Genomic DNA, 15,020 nt, shown 5'->3' on the forward strand with positions numbered 1-15,020 from the left:
ATGAAATGGGTGTAAACTATATGCCTGAAAGAGAACGTACATCTCCTCAGTATGAATCATTCCACGAATTGTACAAAAACTATACTACCAAGGAACTCACTCAAAAAGCTAAAACTCTTAAGTTGACGAACTATAGTAAATTAAATAAAAAAGAACTTGTTCTAGCTATTATGGAAGCACAAATGGAAAAAGATGGTAACTATTATATGGAAGGTATCTTAGATGATATACAACCAGATGGTTATGGTTTTTTAAGAACAGTGAACTATTCTAAAGGGGAAAAAGATATTTATATATCTGCTAGCCAAATTCGTCGTTTTGAAATTAAACGTGGGGATAAAGTAACTGGGAAAGTTAGAAAACCTAAAGATAACGAAAAATATTATGGCTTATTACAAGTTGACTTTGTCAATGACCATAACGCAGAAGAAGTGAAGAAACGTCCGCATTTCCAAGCTTTGACACCACTTTATCCAGATGAGCGTATTAAATTAGAGACAGAAACACAAAATTATTCAACGCGCATCATGGATTTAGTAACACCGATTGGTTTAGGTCAACGTGGTTTAATAGTGGCGCCACCTAAAGCAGGTAAAACATCGTTATTAAAAGAGATAGCGAATGCAATCAGTACGAACAAACCAGATGCAAAGCTATTTATTTTGTTAGTTGGCGAGCGTCCTGAAGAGGTAACAGATTTAGAACGCTCAGTAGAAGCTGCTGAAGTCGTTCATTCAACGTTTGACGAACCACCAGAACACCATGTTAAAGTAGCTGAATTATTACTTGAACGTGCAAAGCGTTTAGTAGAAATTGGGGAAGATGTCATTATTTTAATGGATTCTATAACGAGATTAGCGCGCGCTTATAACTTAGTTATTCCACCAAGTGGTCGTACATTATCAGGTGGTTTAGATCCTGCATCTTTACACAAACCAAAAGCATTCTTCGGTGCAGCGAGAAATATTGAAGCGGGTGGAAGTTTAACAATACTTGCAACTGCATTAGTTGATACGGGTTCACGTATGGACGATATGATTTACGAAGAATTTAAAGGAACAGGTAACATGGAGTTACATTTAGATCGTAAATTGTCTGAACGTCGTATCTTCCCTGCAATTGATATTGGCAGAAGTTCAACGCGTAAAGAAGAATTGTTGATAAGTAAATCTGAATTAGACACATTATGGCAATTAAGAAATCTATTCACTGACTCAACAGACTTTACTGAAAGATTTATTCGCAAACTTAAAAAGTCTAAGAATAATGAAGATTTCTTCAAGCAGCTACAAAAGTCTGCAGAAGAAAGTACTAAAACGGGTCGACCTATAATTTAATAAACATTATATAGGGGCTTGCGTTTTGAATTAATTACCTTTATAATTACACAGTATTGGGTAAAAACTCACAAATAACTCTGTTCCAGATGGTTCAGGGCAAAGGAGCTGAAAATAATGAAACAAGGAATTCATCCTGAGTATCACCAAGTAATCTTTTTAGATACTACTACAAACTTCAAATTCTTAAGCGGTTCTACAAAAACATCTTCAGAAATGATGGAGTGGGAAGATGGAAAAGAATACCCAGTTATTCGTTTAGATATTTCATCTGATTCACATCCATTCTACACTGGACGTCAAAAATTCGCTGCTGCGGATGGACGTGTGGAACGTTTCAACAAAAAGTTTGGTCTTAAATCAAACAACTAATATAGTAATCGTTAAGCTGTCTGCATCCAATAATGGAATTGTAGACAGCTTTTTTATTTATAAGCGTAGTAAGGGTATTTACTTACGACTGTGTTCAAAGAAGTGACTCAATACCATCTTGTTAATACATAATGATAAAATTCGCCTTTATTAAAGTTTGTATTGAGTAGAAACATCGCACGAATAAGAAGCAACAAATTAGAATAGCTGTATATAAATATGCATGACAAATTTATAAAATAATTGTTCATGTACAATATCGATATAATTATGAAAAAGACATTTATGAATATTTGAAATATGATATAATAAAGCGATTATGTTTTGAAAAAGGTGGAACTCTCAATGTATGAAACTTACCATTCCGGTTGGATAGAATGTATTACAGGTAGTATGTTTAGCGGTAAATCCGAAGAACTAATAAGACGTCTAAGAAGGGGTATATACGCTAAACAAAAAGTCGTTGTATTTAAACCGGCGATTGATGATCGATATCATAAAGAAAAAGTGGTCTCTCATAATGGTAATGCCATTGAAGCGATTAATATTTCTAAAGCAAGTGAAATTATGACGCACGACTTAACTAATGTTGATGTAATAGGAATAGACGAAGTGCAATTTTTTGACGATGAAATTGTAAATATAGTAGAAAAACTATCATCGGGTGGACACCGTGTTATTGTTGCTGGATTAGATATGGATTTTAGGGGCGAACCGTTCGAACCGATGCCTAAATTGATGGCTGTCAGTGAACAAGTAACGAAACTTCAAGCAGTTTGTGCCGTTTGTGGTTCTTCATCTAGTAGAACGCAACGATTAATAAATGGTAAACCAGCTAAAATTGATGATCCGATTATCTTAGTAGGTGCCAATGAAAGTTATGAACCACGTTGTCGCGCGCACCATATCGTAGCACCTAGTGATAATAATAAGGAGGAATTATAAGTGTTTGATCAATTAGATATTGTAGAAGAAAGATACGAACAGTTAAATGAACTGTTAAGTGATCCAGATGTTGTAAATGATTCAGATAAATTACGTAAATATTCTAAAGAGCAAGCTGATTTACAAAAAACTGTAGATGTTTATCGTAACTATAAAGCTAAAAAAGAAGAATTAGCTGATATTGAAGAAATGTTAAGTGAAACAGATGATAAAGAAGAAGTAGAAATGTTAAAAGAGGAAAGTAGTGGTATTAAAGCTGAACTTCCAAATATTGAAGAAGAGCTTAAAATATTATTGATTCCTAAAGATCCTAATGACGACAAAGACGTTATTGTGGAAATAAGAGCAGCAGCTGGTGGTGATGAGGCTGCGATTTTTGCTGGTGATTTAATGCGTATGTATTCAAAGTATGCTGAATCACAAGGATTCAAAACTGAAATAGTAGAAGCGTCTGAAAGTGACCATGGTGGTTACAAAGAAATTAGTTTCTCAGTTTCTGGTAATGGTGCGTATAGTAAATTGAAATTTGAAAATGGTGCGCACCGCGTTCAACGTGTGCCTGAAACAGAATCAGGTGGACGTATTCATACTTCAACAGCTACAGTAGCAGTTTTACCAGAAGTTGAAGATGTAGAAATTGAAATTAGAAATGAAGATTTAAAAATCGACACGTATCGTTCAAGTGGTGCAGGTGGTCAGCACGTAAACACAACTGACTCTGCAGTACGTATTACCCATTTACCAACTGGTGTCATTGCAACATCTTCTGAGAAGTCTCAAATTCAAAACCGTGAAAAAGCAATGAAAGTGTTAAAAGCACGTTTATACGATATGAAAGTTCAAGAAGAACAACAAAAGTATGCGTCACAACGTAAATCAGCAGTCGGTACTGGTGATCGTTCAGAACGTATTCGAACTTATAATTATCCACAAAGCCGTGTAACAGACCACCGTATAGGTCTAACGCTTCAAAAATTAGGGCAAATTATGGAAGGCCATTTAGAAGAAATTATAGATGCACTGACTTTATCAGAGCAGACAGATAAATTGAAAGAACTTAATAATGGTGAATTATAAAGAGAAATTAGATGAAGCAATTCACTTAGCACAACAAAAAGGATTTGAACAAACACGAGCTGAATGGTTAATGTTAGATGTATTTCAATGGACGCGTACGGACTTTGTCGTACACATGCATGACGACATGCCAAAAGCAATGATTATGAAGTTTGATTTAGCATTGCAACGTATGCTTCTAGGAGAACCTGTACAGTATATTGTTGGGTTTGCTTCGTTTTATGGTAGAACGTTTGAAGTGAATACCAATTGTTTAATACCAAGACCTGAAACTGAAGAAGTAATGTTGCATTTCTTACAACAGTTAGAAGATGATGCAACAATCGTAGATATCGGAACGGGTAGTGGTGTACTTGCAATTACTTTGAAATGTGAAAAGCCGGATTTAAATGTTATTGCTACTGATATTTCACTTGAAGCAATGAATATGGCTCGTAATAATGCTGAGAAGCATCAATCACAAATACAATTTTTAACAGGGGATGCATTAAAGCCCTTAATTAAAGAAGGTATCAAGTTGAACGGCTTGATATCTAATCCACCATATATAGATGAAAAAGATATGGTTACGATGTCTCCAACGGTTACGAGATTCGAACCACATCAGGCATTGTTTGCAGATAACCATGGATATGCTATTTATGAATCAATCATTGAAGATTTACCTCACGTTATGCAAAAAGGCAGCCCAGTTGTTTTTGAAATTGGTTACAATCAAGGTGAGGCACTTAAATCAATAATTTTAAATAAATTTCCTGACAAAAAAATCGACATTATTAAAGATATAAATGGCCACGATCGAATCGTTTCATTTAAATGGTAATTAAAAGTTATGCCTTTGCTATGATTAGTTAAGTGCATAGCTTTTTACTTTGTATTATGATAAATAAGAAAGGCGTGATTAAGTTGGATACTAAAATTTGGGATGTTAGAGAATATAATGAAGATATACAGCAATATCCTAAAATTAATGAAATAAAAGACATTGTTTTAAACGGTGGTTTAATAGGTTTACCAACTGAAACAGTTTATGGACTTGCAGCAAATGCGACAGATGAAGAAGCTGTAGCTAAAATATATGAAGCTAAAGGCCGTCCATCTGACAATCCGCTTATTGTTCATATACACAGTAAAGGTCAATTAAAAGATTTTACATATACTTTGGATCCACGCGTAGAAAAGTTAATGCAGGCGTTCTGGCCGGGCCCTATTTCGTTTATATTGCCGTTAAAGCCAGGCTATCTATGTCGAAAAGTTTCTGGAGGTTTATCATCAGTTGCTGTTAGAATGCCAAGCCATTCTGTAGGTAGACAATTATTACAAATCATAAATGAACCTCTAGCTGCTCCAAGTGCTAATTTAAGTGGTAGACCTTCACCAACAACTTTCAATCATGTATATCAAGATTTGAATGGACGTATAGATGGTATCGTACAAGCTGAACAAAGTGAAGAAGGATTAGAAAGTACGGTTTTAGATTGCACATCTTTTCCTTATAAAATTGCAAGACCTGGTTCTATAACAGCAGCAATGATTACAGATATACTTCCGAATAGTATCGTCCATGCTGATTATAATGATACTGAACAGCCAATTGCACCAGGTATGAAGTATAAGCATTACTCACCCAATACACCACTTACAATTATTGCAGATATTGAGAGCAAAATTGGAAATGACGGTAAAGATTGGTCTTCTATAGCTTTTATTGTGCCGAGTAATAAGGTGGCGTTTATACCAAGTGAAGCGCAATTCATTCAATTATGTCAGGACGACAATGATGTTAAACAAGCAAGTCATAATCTTTATGATGTGTTACATTCACTTGATGAAAATGAAAATATTTCAGCGGCGTATATATACGGCTTTGAGTTGAATGATAATACAGAAGCAATTATGAATCGCATGTTAAAAGCTGCAGGTAATCACATTATTAAAGGGTGTGAACTATGAAGATTTTATTCGTTTGTACAGGTAACACATGTCGTAGCCCATTAGCGGAAAGTATTGCAAAAGAGGTTATGCCAAATCATCAATTTGAATCAAGAGGTATATTCGCTGTGAACAATCAAGGTGTTTCGAATTATGTTGAAGACTTAGTTGAAGAACATCATTTAGCTAAAACGACCTTATCGCAACAATTTACTGAAGCAGATTTGAAAGCAGATATTATTTTGACGATGTCGTATTCGCACAAAGAATTAATAGAGGCACACTTTGGTTTGCAAAATCATGTTTTCACATTGCATGAATATGTAAAAGAAGCAGGAGAAGTTATAGATCCATACGGCGGAACAAAAGAAATGTATGTACATACCTATGAAGAACTTGTAAGTTTAATTTTAAAATTAAAAGATATTATTTGCTAGTAGGAATTCTGTATAATTAGTATATGTTAACAGTTAAATAAGTTATAATAGAGGAGTGTAGCACTTTGCTATATTCCTTTTTTATTTTTAGGAAGGGTGGGCTTTTATGAAAGATTTGACAATGTTATTAGACGAATTAAAAGATATGTCCTTTTTTAATAAAGGAGATATATGTTTAATTGGATGTTCAACATCGGAAGTTATTGGCGAAAAAATAGGGACTGTCGGTTCGATGGAAGTTGCAGAAACTATTTTTAATGCATTAGATGTTGTGAGTAAAGAGACAGGCGTTACTTTTGCTTTTCAAGGATGTGAACATATCAACAGAGCGATAACAATAGAAAAATCTCAGTTTAATCCATTAACAATGGAAGAAGTTTCCGTCATTCCAGATGTACATGCTGGAGGGAGTTTGGCAACATACGCTTTTCAGCATATGAAGGATCCGATCGTGGTCGAACATATTACTGTTCCTTGTGGCATTGATATTGGTCAAACGTTAATAGGCATGCATATTAAACATGTATGTGTACCTGTTAGGACTTCAGTAAAGCAAGTAGGACAGGCAATTGTAACTATTGCCACATCTAGGCCGAAAAAGATTGGTGGCGAACGTGCTAAATACCAATAAGTTTTTTTGAAAGAAGGGGAGATTTTATGTCTTATATCACCAAGCAAGATAAAGTTATCGCAGAAGCAATCGAGAGAGAATTTCAGAGACAAAATAGCAACATAGAGTTAATCGCATCGGAAAATTTTGTATCGGAAGCGGTTATGGAAGCACAAGGTTCAGTATTGACTAATAAGTATGCTGAAGGCTATCCAGGACGCCGATATTATGGTGGCTGTGAGTTTGTAGATGTTACTGAAAGCATCGCAATTGATCGTGCTAAAGCATTGTTTGGAGCTGAGCATGTCAATGTTCAACCACATTCAGGTTCACAAGCGAACATGGCTGTTTACTTAGTTGCATTAGAAATGGGCGACACAGTTTTAGGTATGAATTTGAGTCATGGTGGTCACTTGACACATGGAGCGCCTGTTAATTTTAGTGGTAAATTCTACAATTTCGTTGAATATGGAGTAGATAAAGACACAGAACGAATCAATTATGATGAAGTTCGTAAATTAGCGTTAGAGCATAAGCCTAAGCTTATTGTGGCAGGAGCATCAGCATATTCAAGAACAATTGATTTCAAAAAGTTTAAAGAAATCGCAGATGAAGTAAACGCTAAGTTAATGGTAGACATGGCACATATTGCAGGATTAGTAGCGGCAGGTTTACATCCAAATCCAGTAGAATATGCTGATTTTGTAACAACTACAACACACAAAACATTACGCGGACCACGTGGTGGTATGATTTTATGTAAGGAAGAATATAAAAAAGACATAGATAAAACAATTTTCCCTGGTATTCAAGGTGGACCTCTTGAGCATGTTATTGCAGCAAAAGCAGTTGCTTTTGGAGAAGCGTTAGAAAATAATTTCAAAACGTATCAACAACAAGTGGTTAAAAACGCAAAAGTTCTTGCAGAAGCATTAATTAATGAAGGATTTAGAATTGTTTCTGGCGGTACAGATAATCACTTAGTAGCTGTTGATGTAAAAGGGTCTATAGGACTTACTGGTAAAGAAGCTGAAGAGACTTTAGATTCAGTTGGTATCACATGTAACAAAAATACCATTCCGTTCGATCAAGAAAAACCATTTGTAACGAGTGGTATACGTTTAGGTACACCTGCTGCAACAACGCGTGGATTTGATGAAAAAGCTTTTGAGGAAGTTGCAAAAATCATCAGTTTAGCATTGAAAAATAGTAAAGATGAAGAAAAATTACAACAAGCTAAAGAACGCGTTGCGAAATTAACAGCTGAATATCCTCTATATCAATAAACATACACAAAGATAGGAGTAATTTTTATGAGTAAAGTACACGTTTTCGATCATCCATTAATTCAACACAAACTAAGCTATATTAGAGATGTAAATACAGGTACTAAAGAATTTAGAGAACTTGTAGACGAAGTTGGTATGTTGATGGCATATGAAGTAACTAGAGACTTAGAGCTTCAGGATGTTGATATTGAAACGCCTGTAACTAAAATGACGGCTAAACGATTAGCTGGTAAAAAATTAGCTATCGTTCCAATTTTAAGAGCTGGTTTAGGTATGACTGATGGTATTTTAAGTTTAGTACCTGCAGCGAGAGTTGGACATATCGGTTTGTATCGAGATCCCGAAACATTAAAGGCTGTAGAGTATTTTGCTAAGTTACCTCAAGATATTACTGAAAGACAAATCATTGTTGTTGATCCTATGTTAGCAACAGGCGCATCAGCAATTGAAGCTATTACTTCATTGAAGAAACGTGGCGCTAAAAATATTCGCTTCATGTGTTTAATTGCAGCACCAGAAGGCGTAGAAAAGATGCATGAAGCACATCCAGATGTAGATATTTATATTGCTGCACTTGATGAAAAGCTAAATGACAAAGCATATATCACACCAGGGTTAGGTGACGCTGGAGATAGATTGTTTGGTACTAAATAGAAGAATCGGAGATAAGTAGTTTGATGAAAAAGATTATGACCATATTTGGAACAAGACCCGAAGCCATAAAGATGGCTCCTTTAGTTAAAGCTTTGGAACAAGAAAAAATGCTCGAGCCAATTGTTGTTGTTACAGCACAGCATAGAGAAATGCTTGATTCAGTATTAAGTACCTTTGAAATCAAACCAAAATACGATTTGAATATTATGAAATCAGGACAGACACTTTCTGAGATAACTTCTAAATCAATCACTCAATTAGAACAAGTGATTCAATTAGAAAAACCAGACATGGTACTTGTACATGGTGATACGATGACGACATTTGCAGGTGGTTTAGCGGCATTTTATAACCAAGTGCCGATTGGACACGTTGAAGCAGGGCTTAGAAGTTATGATAAATATTCACCTTTTCCGGAAGAGGTGAATAGACAATTAGTTGGTGTATTAGCTGACTTACATTTTGCACCTACTAAAAATGCTGCATCGCATTTGTTAAATGAAGGGAAATATTCAGAAAGTGTTGTTGTCACTGGTAATACAGCGATTGATGCTATGAAATATACAGTTGATGACAATTATAAATCTAACATCATGGATAAATACCATGACAAAAAGTTCATTCTTATGACAGCACACCGTCGTGAAAATTTAGGTCAACCTATGGAAAATATATTTAAAGCAGTTAGACGCTTGATAGATGAGTACACCGATTTAGCGTTAGTATATCCAATGCATAAAAATCCAAAAGTCCGAGATGTGGCTCATAAGATTTTAGGGGGGCATGACAGAATTGAATTGATTGAACCCTTAGATGTAATAGACTTCCATAATTTTGCTAAAAAATCTTATTTTATTTTGACGGATTCAGGAGGCATACAGGAAGAGGCACCATCTTTTAATAAGCCTGTCCTAGTATTGCGAAGCGTTACAGAACGCCCTGAAGGTGTTGATGCTGGTACGTTGAAAGTTGTTGGTACGCATGAACAAGACGTATATCGAGCTGCAAAAGAATTAATTGATGATGAGAGGTTATATCATCAAATGTCCGAAGCGCTTAATCCATATGGTGATGGATTCGCTTCAGAAAGAATAGTTAATCATATTAAGTATTATTTGAATTTAATCACTGAAAAACCAAGCGATTTCAAATAAAAAAAGACTTTTTGTCTAAATGTGTCTAAATTGTGTCTGAACATGCTTATTTTTTTACAACAATTTGAATAGAATTGACACCACAAATCGCCTATATTATCATTTAGTTTGTATGAGTGGAACGGTTTTCATGATTGATATCAGTCACACGGAGGCATATAAAATGAGTCGTTTCTACAACATTTTTAAACAGTTCATTCAATATTATTTGTATTTATTAATAATATTGGGAGGATTATACCTTTTTACACACCATGCATTTATCTTAGGATTAATCATTGGTGTTACTGGTTCTGCAATCAATACTGTTATATTTGAGAGCTACTTAGCCAAAGCTAAAAGACCAGACACTATGCATATTTCAACTGGAAATATGTGGCGATACTTAGTTGCAATTATTGCTTGTATGATTTGGTACTTTAATAAATCGCATGTAAGTATAATCGGTATAATTATTGGTTTAATGATTTCATATGTTGTAGTTATCATACGTCCTTTACTAAAGGTGAGCAAATAAATTAAGAAAGAGGTGAGATTATGGATCACAAATCCCCGCTCGTGAGTTGGAATTTATTCGGTTTTGATATCGTTTTCAATTTATCAAGTATATTGATGATACTTGTTACGGCGTTTCTTGTTTTTCTACTTGCTATCATTTGTACGCGTAATTTGAAAAAAAGACCAACTGGCAAACAAAATTTCGTTGAATGGATTTTTGATTTCGTGAGGGGAATCATTGAAGGTAACATGGCTTGGAAAAAAGGTGGTCAATTCCACTTCTTAGCAGTAACGCTGATTCTGTACATTTTTATAGCTAATATGTTAGGTCTTCCGTTTTCTATAGTAACGAAAGATCACACATTGTGGTGGAAATCACCAACAGCTGATGCAACAGTGACTTTAACGTTGTCTACAACGATAATACTGTTAACTCACTTTTATGGAATTAAAATGCGTGGTACGAAACAATATCTTAAAGGTTATGTACAGCCGTTTTGGCCATTGGCAATCATTAATGTTTTTGAAGAGTTCACTTCAACATTAACGCTTGGTCTGCGTTTGTACGGTAACATATTTGCAGGTGAGATACTATTAACATTACTTGCTGGCTTATTCTTTAACGAACCAGCATGGGGTTGGATTATTAGTATCCCAGGATTAATTGTTTGGCAAGCATTTTCAATATTTGTAGGAACAATCCAAGCATATATCTTTATTATGCTTTCGATGGTTTATATGTCACATAAAGTGGCAGATGAACACTAAAAATTTCAATAATTATATACAATCACAGGAGGAAATTAAATTATGAATTTAATCGCAGCAGCAATCGCAATTGGTTTATCAGCATTAGGAGCAGGTATCGGTAACGGTTTAATCGTTTCAAGAACAGTTGAAGGTGTAGCACGTCAACCAGAAGCACGTGGTCAATTAATGGGTATCATGTTCATTGGTGTAGGTTTAGTTGAGGCATTACCTATCATCGGTGTAGTAATTGCATTCATGACATTTGCTGGATAATTAACAGATAAAAGAGGTCGGGACAAAGCGCATAGGACAAAATTCGTGATGCATATATAGTAATATCTTTGAACTTTATTAAATAGTTGAGATATGAACGCACCGTGCCTATCGCATAAATTCAGTAGGTCCTAACCTCGTCGTTTTTTTCTATATAACACTAGCGATTATTTTAATGAAAGGAGTGTCATGAACCCGTGACTGAAACAGCTAACTTATTCGTTCTTGGTGCAGCTGGAGGCGTTGAGTGGGGTACTGTGATTGTACAGGTCCTAACTTTCATCGTGTTACTTGCGTTACTTAAAAAGTTCGCATGGGGTCCATTGAAAGATGTAATGGATAAACGTGAAAGAGATATTAACAGAGATATCGATGACGCAGAACAAGCTAAGTTAAATGCACAGAAACTTGAAGAAGAAAATAAACAAAAACTTAAAGAAACACAAGAAGAAGTTCAAAAGATTTTAGAAGATGCTAAGGTTCAAGCACGTCAACAGCAAGAACAAATTATTCATGAAGCAAACGTACGTGCAAACGGTATGATTGAAACAGCACAAAGTGAAATCAATAGCCAAAAAGAACGTGCCATTGCAGATATTAATAATCAAGTATCTGAACTATCAGTGTTAATTGCTTCTAAAGTTCTTAGAAAAGAAATTTCTGAACAAGACCAAAAAGCATTGGTTGACAAGTATCTAAAAGAGGCAGGCGATAAATAATGGTAAAAGTAGCTAACAAGTATGCTAAAGCATTATTTGACGTGTCATTAGATACAAATAATTTAGAAACTATTAATGAAGAATTAACAGTTATAAATGAAGCAGTAAAAGATAAAATTGAGCAATTGAAAATGGTTGACAGTAATCCAACTCAAACAGCAGAACAACGTCGTGAGTTGATTAATGGTGTATTTACTGACATTAATCCATACATTAAAAATATGATGTACGTGTTAGCAGATAATAGACATATCTCATTAATAGCTGACGTATTCAAGGCGTTCCAAAGCTTATATAACGGACACTACAATCAAGATTTTGCAACAATTGAGTCAACATATGAATTGAGTCAAGAAGAGTTAGATAAGATTGTCAAACTAGTAACTCAACAAACAAAGTTATCTAAAGTAATTGTAGATACTAAAATTAATCCAGATTTAATTGGTGGATTTAGAGTTAAAGTCGGCACAACTGTATTAGATGGTAGTGTTAGAAATGATCTTGTCCAATTACAAAGAAAATTTAGAAGAGTTAATTAATTATAAAGAGGAGTGACATAGATGGCCATAAAAGCTGAAGAAATCAGTGCATTACTTCGCTCACAAATTGAAAATTATGAGTCAGAAATGTCCGTAACTGATGTAGGTACTGTATTACAAATTGGTGATGGTATTGCATTAATTCACGGATTAAATGACGTTATGGCTGGTGAGCTAGTAGAATTCCATAACGGCGTACTTGGTTTAGCCCAAAACCTTGAAGAGTCAAACGTGGGTGTGGTTATTTTAGGACCATACACAGGTATTACTGAAGGTGACGAAGTTAAACGTACTGGTCGTATCATGGAAGTACCAGTAGGTGAAGAACTAATCGGAAGAGTTGTTAATCCATTAGGACAACCTATTGATGGACAAGGACCGATTAACACAACTAAAACACGTCCAGTAGAGAAAAAAGCTACTGGTGTAATGGATCGTAAATCAGTAGATGAGCCATTACAAACAGGTATCAAAGCAATTGATGCTTTAGTACCAATTGGTAGAGGTCAACGTGAGTTGATCATCGGTGACCGTCAAACAGGTAAAACAACAATTGCAATTGACACAATTTTGAACCAAAAAGATCAAGGTACGATTTGTATCTATGTTGCTATTGGTCAAAAAGATTCAACAGTAAGAGCAAATGTTGAAAAGTTAAGACAAGCAGGCGCTTTAGACTACACTATTGTTGTAGCAGCATCAGCTTCTGAACCTTCACCATTATTATATATTGCACCATATTCAGGTGTAACAATGGGTGAAGGATTCATGTTTAATGGTAAACATGTTTTAATTGTTTATGATGATTTAACAAAACAAGCAGCAGCTTATCGTGAATTATCATTATTATTACGTAGACCACCAGGTCGTGAAGCATACCCAGGTGACGTATTCTACTTACATAGTAGATTATTAGAAAGAGCAGCAAAATTAAACGATGACTTAGGTGGCGGTTCAATTACTGCATTACCAATTATCGAAACACAAGCTGGTGATATTTCAGCTTATGTACCAACAAACGTTATTTCAATTACAGATGGACAAATCTTCTTACAATCTGATTTATTCTTCTCAGGTGTAAGACCAGCGATTAATGCCGGACAATCTGTATCTCGTGTTGGTGGATCTGCACAAATTAAAGCAATGAAGAAAGTTGCTGGTACGTTACGTCTTGACTTAGCGTCATACAGAGAGCTTGAATCATTTGCACAATTCGGTTCAGACCTTGATGAATTTACTGCAAGTAAATTAGAACGTGGTAAACGTACTGTTGAAGTCTTAAAACAAGATCAAAACAAACCATTACCAGTTGAACACCAAGTGTTGATTATTTATGCATTAACAAAAGGATATTTAGATGATATTCCAGTTGTAGATATCACACGTTTTGAAGACGAGTTAAACCACTGGGCAGAATCAAATGCTACTGAACTGTTAAATGAAATCAGAGAAACTGGTGGCTTACCAGATGCTGAGAAGTTTGACACAGCAATTAACGAATTCAAAAAAAGCTTTAGCAAATCTGAATAATAAACAAGTTTAGTATAAGGTGGTGAGATAGTGGCTTCTCTTAAAGAAATAGATACTCGAATAAAATCAACCAAAAAAATGAAGCAGATTACGAAAGCGATGAACATGGTATCAAGTTCAAAACTTCGTAGAGCTGAAAAAAATACAAAACAATTCACACCATATATGGATAAAATGCAAGATGCAATTACTGCAGTTGCAGGGGCAAGTAGCAATACAAACCATCCAATGCTAAGACCTCGTAAAATTACTAGAAGTGGATATTTAGTTATCACGAGTGATAAAGGTTTAGCAGGTGCATATAGTGCAAACGTGCTTAAAAAATTGATTACTGATATTGAAGCGAAACATCAAGATAGTAGCGAATACAGTATTGTAGTTTTAGGGCAACAAGGTGTTGATTTCCTAAAAAATAGAGGTTATGACATTGAGTATTCTCAAGTAGACGTACCTGATCAACCTTCTTTCAAATCTGTTCAAGCACTAGCTAACCATGCTATAGACTTATACAGTGAAGAAGAAATTGATGAATTAAATATATACTATAGTCATTATGTCAGCGTTCTTGAAAACAAGCCTACATCTAGACAAGTATTACCATTATCTCAAGAGGATTCTAGTAAGGGACATGGTCATTTGTCTTCTTATGAATTTGAGCCAGATAAAGAATCTATCTTAAGTGTAATCTTGCCTCAATATGTTGAGAGTTTGATTTACGGAACAATATTAGACGCAAAAGCAAGTGAGCATGCAACACGTATGACTGCGATGAAAAATGCCACTGATAATGCAACTGAACTTATTGATGACTTATCATTAGAATATAACAGAGCGAGACAAGCAGAAATTACGCAACAAATTACTGAAATTGTTGGTGGTTCCGCAGCGCTTGAATAATATTTAA

The 15,020-nt window shown here is 35.0% G+C and carries 18 protein-coding genes; all 18 read left to right on the top strand.

The genetic code is table 11. The features are described from left to right. The first annotated feature begins 20 nt into the window (after positions 1–20). The 18 genes from rho (at position 21) to atpG (ending at position 15,013) form a co-directional block, all read left to right on the top strand. On the top strand, positions 21–1,337 hold the full coding sequence (rho, locus tag HMPREF2658_RS06680; RefSeq protein ID WP_001115100.1) for a transcription termination factor Rho: 1,317 nt from the start codon (positions 21–23) through the stop codon (positions 1,335–1,337). A gap of 117 nt (positions 1,338–1,454) precedes the next feature. Beyond that, on the top strand, positions 1,455–1,709 hold the full coding sequence (locus HMPREF2658_RS06685) for a type B 50S ribosomal protein L31 (RefSeq protein WP_000808968.1): 255 nt from the start codon (positions 1,455–1,457) through the stop codon (positions 1,707–1,709). 345 nt (positions 1,710–2,054) lie between these two features. Beyond that, positions 2,055–2,654 (top strand): thymidine kinase, encoded by a 600-nt coding sequence (locus HMPREF2658_RS06690; protein ID WP_000273353.1) that lies wholly within the window; start codon positions 2,055–2,057, stop codon positions 2,652–2,654. Then, the gene (gene prfA, locus HMPREF2658_RS06695) at positions 2,655–3,731 is read left to right on the top strand and encodes a peptide chain release factor 1 (RefSeq protein ID WP_000460243.1); all 1,077 of its coding nucleotides are present in this window, start codon (positions 2,655–2,657) and stop codon (positions 3,729–3,731) included. Further along, on the top strand, positions 3,718–4,554 hold the full coding sequence (gene prmC / locus HMPREF2658_RS06700; RefSeq protein WP_000248725.1) for a peptide chain release factor N(5)-glutamine methyltransferase: 837 nt from the start codon (positions 3,718–3,720) through the stop codon (positions 4,552–4,554). Before prfA ends, prmC begins: the two co-directional genes overlap by 14 nt. A gap of 83 nt (positions 4,555–4,637) precedes the next feature. Further along, positions 4,638–5,684 carry an L-threonylcarbamoyladenylate synthase gene (locus HMPREF2658_RS06705; RefSeq protein WP_000379884.1) on the top strand — a complete coding sequence of 349 codons (1,047 nt, stop codon included), beginning with the start codon at positions 4,638–4,640 and terminating at the stop codon, positions 5,682–5,684. Continuing rightward, positions 5,681–6,100 (top strand): low molecular weight protein arginine phosphatase, encoded by a 420-nt coding sequence (locus HMPREF2658_RS06710; protein ID WP_000697337.1) that lies wholly within the window; start codon positions 5,681–5,683, stop codon positions 6,098–6,100. Before HMPREF2658_RS06705 ends, HMPREF2658_RS06710 begins: the two co-directional genes overlap by 4 nt. Positions 6,101–6,206: 106 nt before the next feature. Beyond that, on the top strand, positions 6,207–6,731 hold the full coding sequence (locus HMPREF2658_RS06715) for a TIGR01440 family protein (protein ID WP_000654179.1): 525 nt from the start codon (positions 6,207–6,209) through the stop codon (positions 6,729–6,731). 26 nt (positions 6,732–6,757) lie between these two features. Next, complete coding sequence (gene glyA, locus HMPREF2658_RS06720) at positions 6,758–7,996, top strand: serine hydroxymethyltransferase (RefSeq protein ID WP_000120494.1); 1,239 nt, start codon at positions 6,758–6,760, stop codon at positions 7,994–7,996. Between the two features lie 27 nt (positions 7,997–8,023). Beyond that, a complete protein-coding gene (gene upp, locus HMPREF2658_RS06725) occupies positions 8,024–8,653 on the top strand; it encodes a uracil phosphoribosyltransferase (protein WP_000048712.1) in 630 nt (209 codons plus the stop codon). A 23-nt stretch (positions 8,654–8,676) separates the two neighbouring features. Continuing rightward, entirely contained in the window at positions 8,677–9,807 is a 1,131-nt protein-coding gene (gene wecB, locus HMPREF2658_RS06730) for a non-hydrolyzing UDP-N-acetylglucosamine 2-epimerase (protein WP_000723406.1), read from the top strand. Between the two features lie 64 nt (positions 9,808–9,871). Continuing rightward, positions 9,872–10,324, top strand: coding sequence for an ATP synthase subunit I (locus tag HMPREF2658_RS06735; protein ID WP_001825751.1), 453 nt, complete (start codon positions 9,872–9,874; stop codon positions 10,322–10,324). Between the two features lie 20 nt (positions 10,325–10,344). After that, positions 10,345–11,073, top strand: a complete 729-nt coding sequence (gene atpB, locus HMPREF2658_RS06740; RefSeq protein ID WP_000349655.1) for a F0F1 ATP synthase subunit A — start codon at positions 10,345–10,347, stop codon at positions 11,071–11,073. Between the two features lie 42 nt (positions 11,074–11,115). Next, entirely contained in the window at positions 11,116–11,328 is a 213-nt protein-coding gene (atpE, locus tag HMPREF2658_RS06745; RefSeq protein WP_001048816.1) for a F0F1 ATP synthase subunit C, read from the top strand. Positions 11,329–11,525: 197 nt separating this feature from the next. Next, positions 11,526–12,047, top strand: a complete 522-nt coding sequence (locus HMPREF2658_RS06750) for a F0F1 ATP synthase subunit B (RefSeq protein ID WP_000140679.1) — start codon at positions 11,526–11,528, stop codon at positions 12,045–12,047. Further along, positions 12,047–12,586: a F0F1 ATP synthase subunit delta gene (locus HMPREF2658_RS06755; protein WP_000241344.1), complete on the top strand. Its 540-nt coding sequence runs from the start codon at positions 12,047–12,049 to the stop codon at positions 12,584–12,586. Before HMPREF2658_RS06750 ends, HMPREF2658_RS06755 begins: the two co-directional genes overlap by 1 nt. A 21-nt stretch (positions 12,587–12,607) precedes the next feature. After that, positions 12,608–14,116: a F0F1 ATP synthase subunit alpha gene (atpA, locus tag HMPREF2658_RS06760; protein ID WP_070854273.1), complete on the top strand. Its 1,509-nt coding sequence runs from the start codon at positions 12,608–12,610 to the stop codon at positions 14,114–14,116. Between the two features lie 30 nt (positions 14,117–14,146). After that, positions 14,147–15,013 carry an ATP synthase F1 subunit gamma gene (gene atpG / locus HMPREF2658_RS06765; protein WP_000157603.1) on the top strand — a complete coding sequence of 289 codons (867 nt, stop codon included), beginning with the start codon at positions 14,147–14,149 and terminating at the stop codon, positions 15,011–15,013. The last annotated feature ends 7 nt before the right edge of the window (positions 15,014–15,020 follow it).

Source organism: Staphylococcus sp. HMSC062H10 (genome assembly GCF_001836945.1).
GTDB lineage: Bacteria > Bacillota > Bacilli > Staphylococcales > Staphylococcaceae > Staphylococcus > Staphylococcus aureus.

Excerpts from the sequence above, each read along its gene's own strand:
- atpE (WP_001048816.1), top strand. The coding sequence starts at position 11,116 with ATGAATTTAATCGCAGCAGCAATCGCAATTGGTTTATCAGCATTAGGA.
- prmC (WP_000248725.1), top strand. The coding sequence starts at position 3,718 with ATGGTGAATTATAAAGAGAAATTAGATGAAGCAATTCACTTAGCACAA.
- HMPREF2658_RS06715 (WP_000654179.1), top strand. The coding sequence starts at position 6,207 with ATGAAAGATTTGACAATGTTATTAGACGAATTAAAAGATATGTCCTTT.
- HMPREF2658_RS06690 (WP_000273353.1), top strand. The coding sequence starts at position 2,055 with ATGTATGAAACTTACCATTCCGGTTGGATAGAATGTATTACAGGTAGT.
- glyA (WP_000120494.1), top strand. The coding sequence starts at position 6,758 with ATGTCTTATATCACCAAGCAAGATAAAGTTATCGCAGAAGCAATCGAG.
- upp (WP_000048712.1), top strand. The coding sequence starts at position 8,024 with ATGAGTAAAGTACACGTTTTCGATCATCCATTAATTCAACACAAACTA.
- HMPREF2658_RS06685 (WP_000808968.1), top strand. The coding sequence starts at position 1,455 with ATGAAACAAGGAATTCATCCTGAGTATCACCAAGTAATCTTTTTAGAT.
- atpA (WP_070854273.1), top strand. The coding sequence starts at position 12,608 with ATGGCCATAAAAGCTGAAGAAATCAGTGCATTACTTCGCTCACAAATT.
- wecB (WP_000723406.1), top strand. The coding sequence starts at position 8,677 with ATGAAAAAGATTATGACCATATTTGGAACAAGACCCGAAGCCATAAAG.
- atpB (WP_000349655.1), top strand. The coding sequence starts at position 10,345 with ATGGATCACAAATCCCCGCTCGTGAGTTGGAATTTATTCGGTTTTGAT.
- rho (WP_001115100.1), top strand. The coding sequence starts at position 21 with ATGCCTGAAAGAGAACGTACATCTCCTCAGTATGAATCATTCCACGAA.
- HMPREF2658_RS06710 (WP_000697337.1), top strand. The coding sequence starts at position 5,681 with ATGAAGATTTTATTCGTTTGTACAGGTAACACATGTCGTAGCCCATTA.
- HMPREF2658_RS06755 (WP_000241344.1), top strand. The coding sequence starts at position 12,047 with ATGGTAAAAGTAGCTAACAAGTATGCTAAAGCATTATTTGACGTGTCA.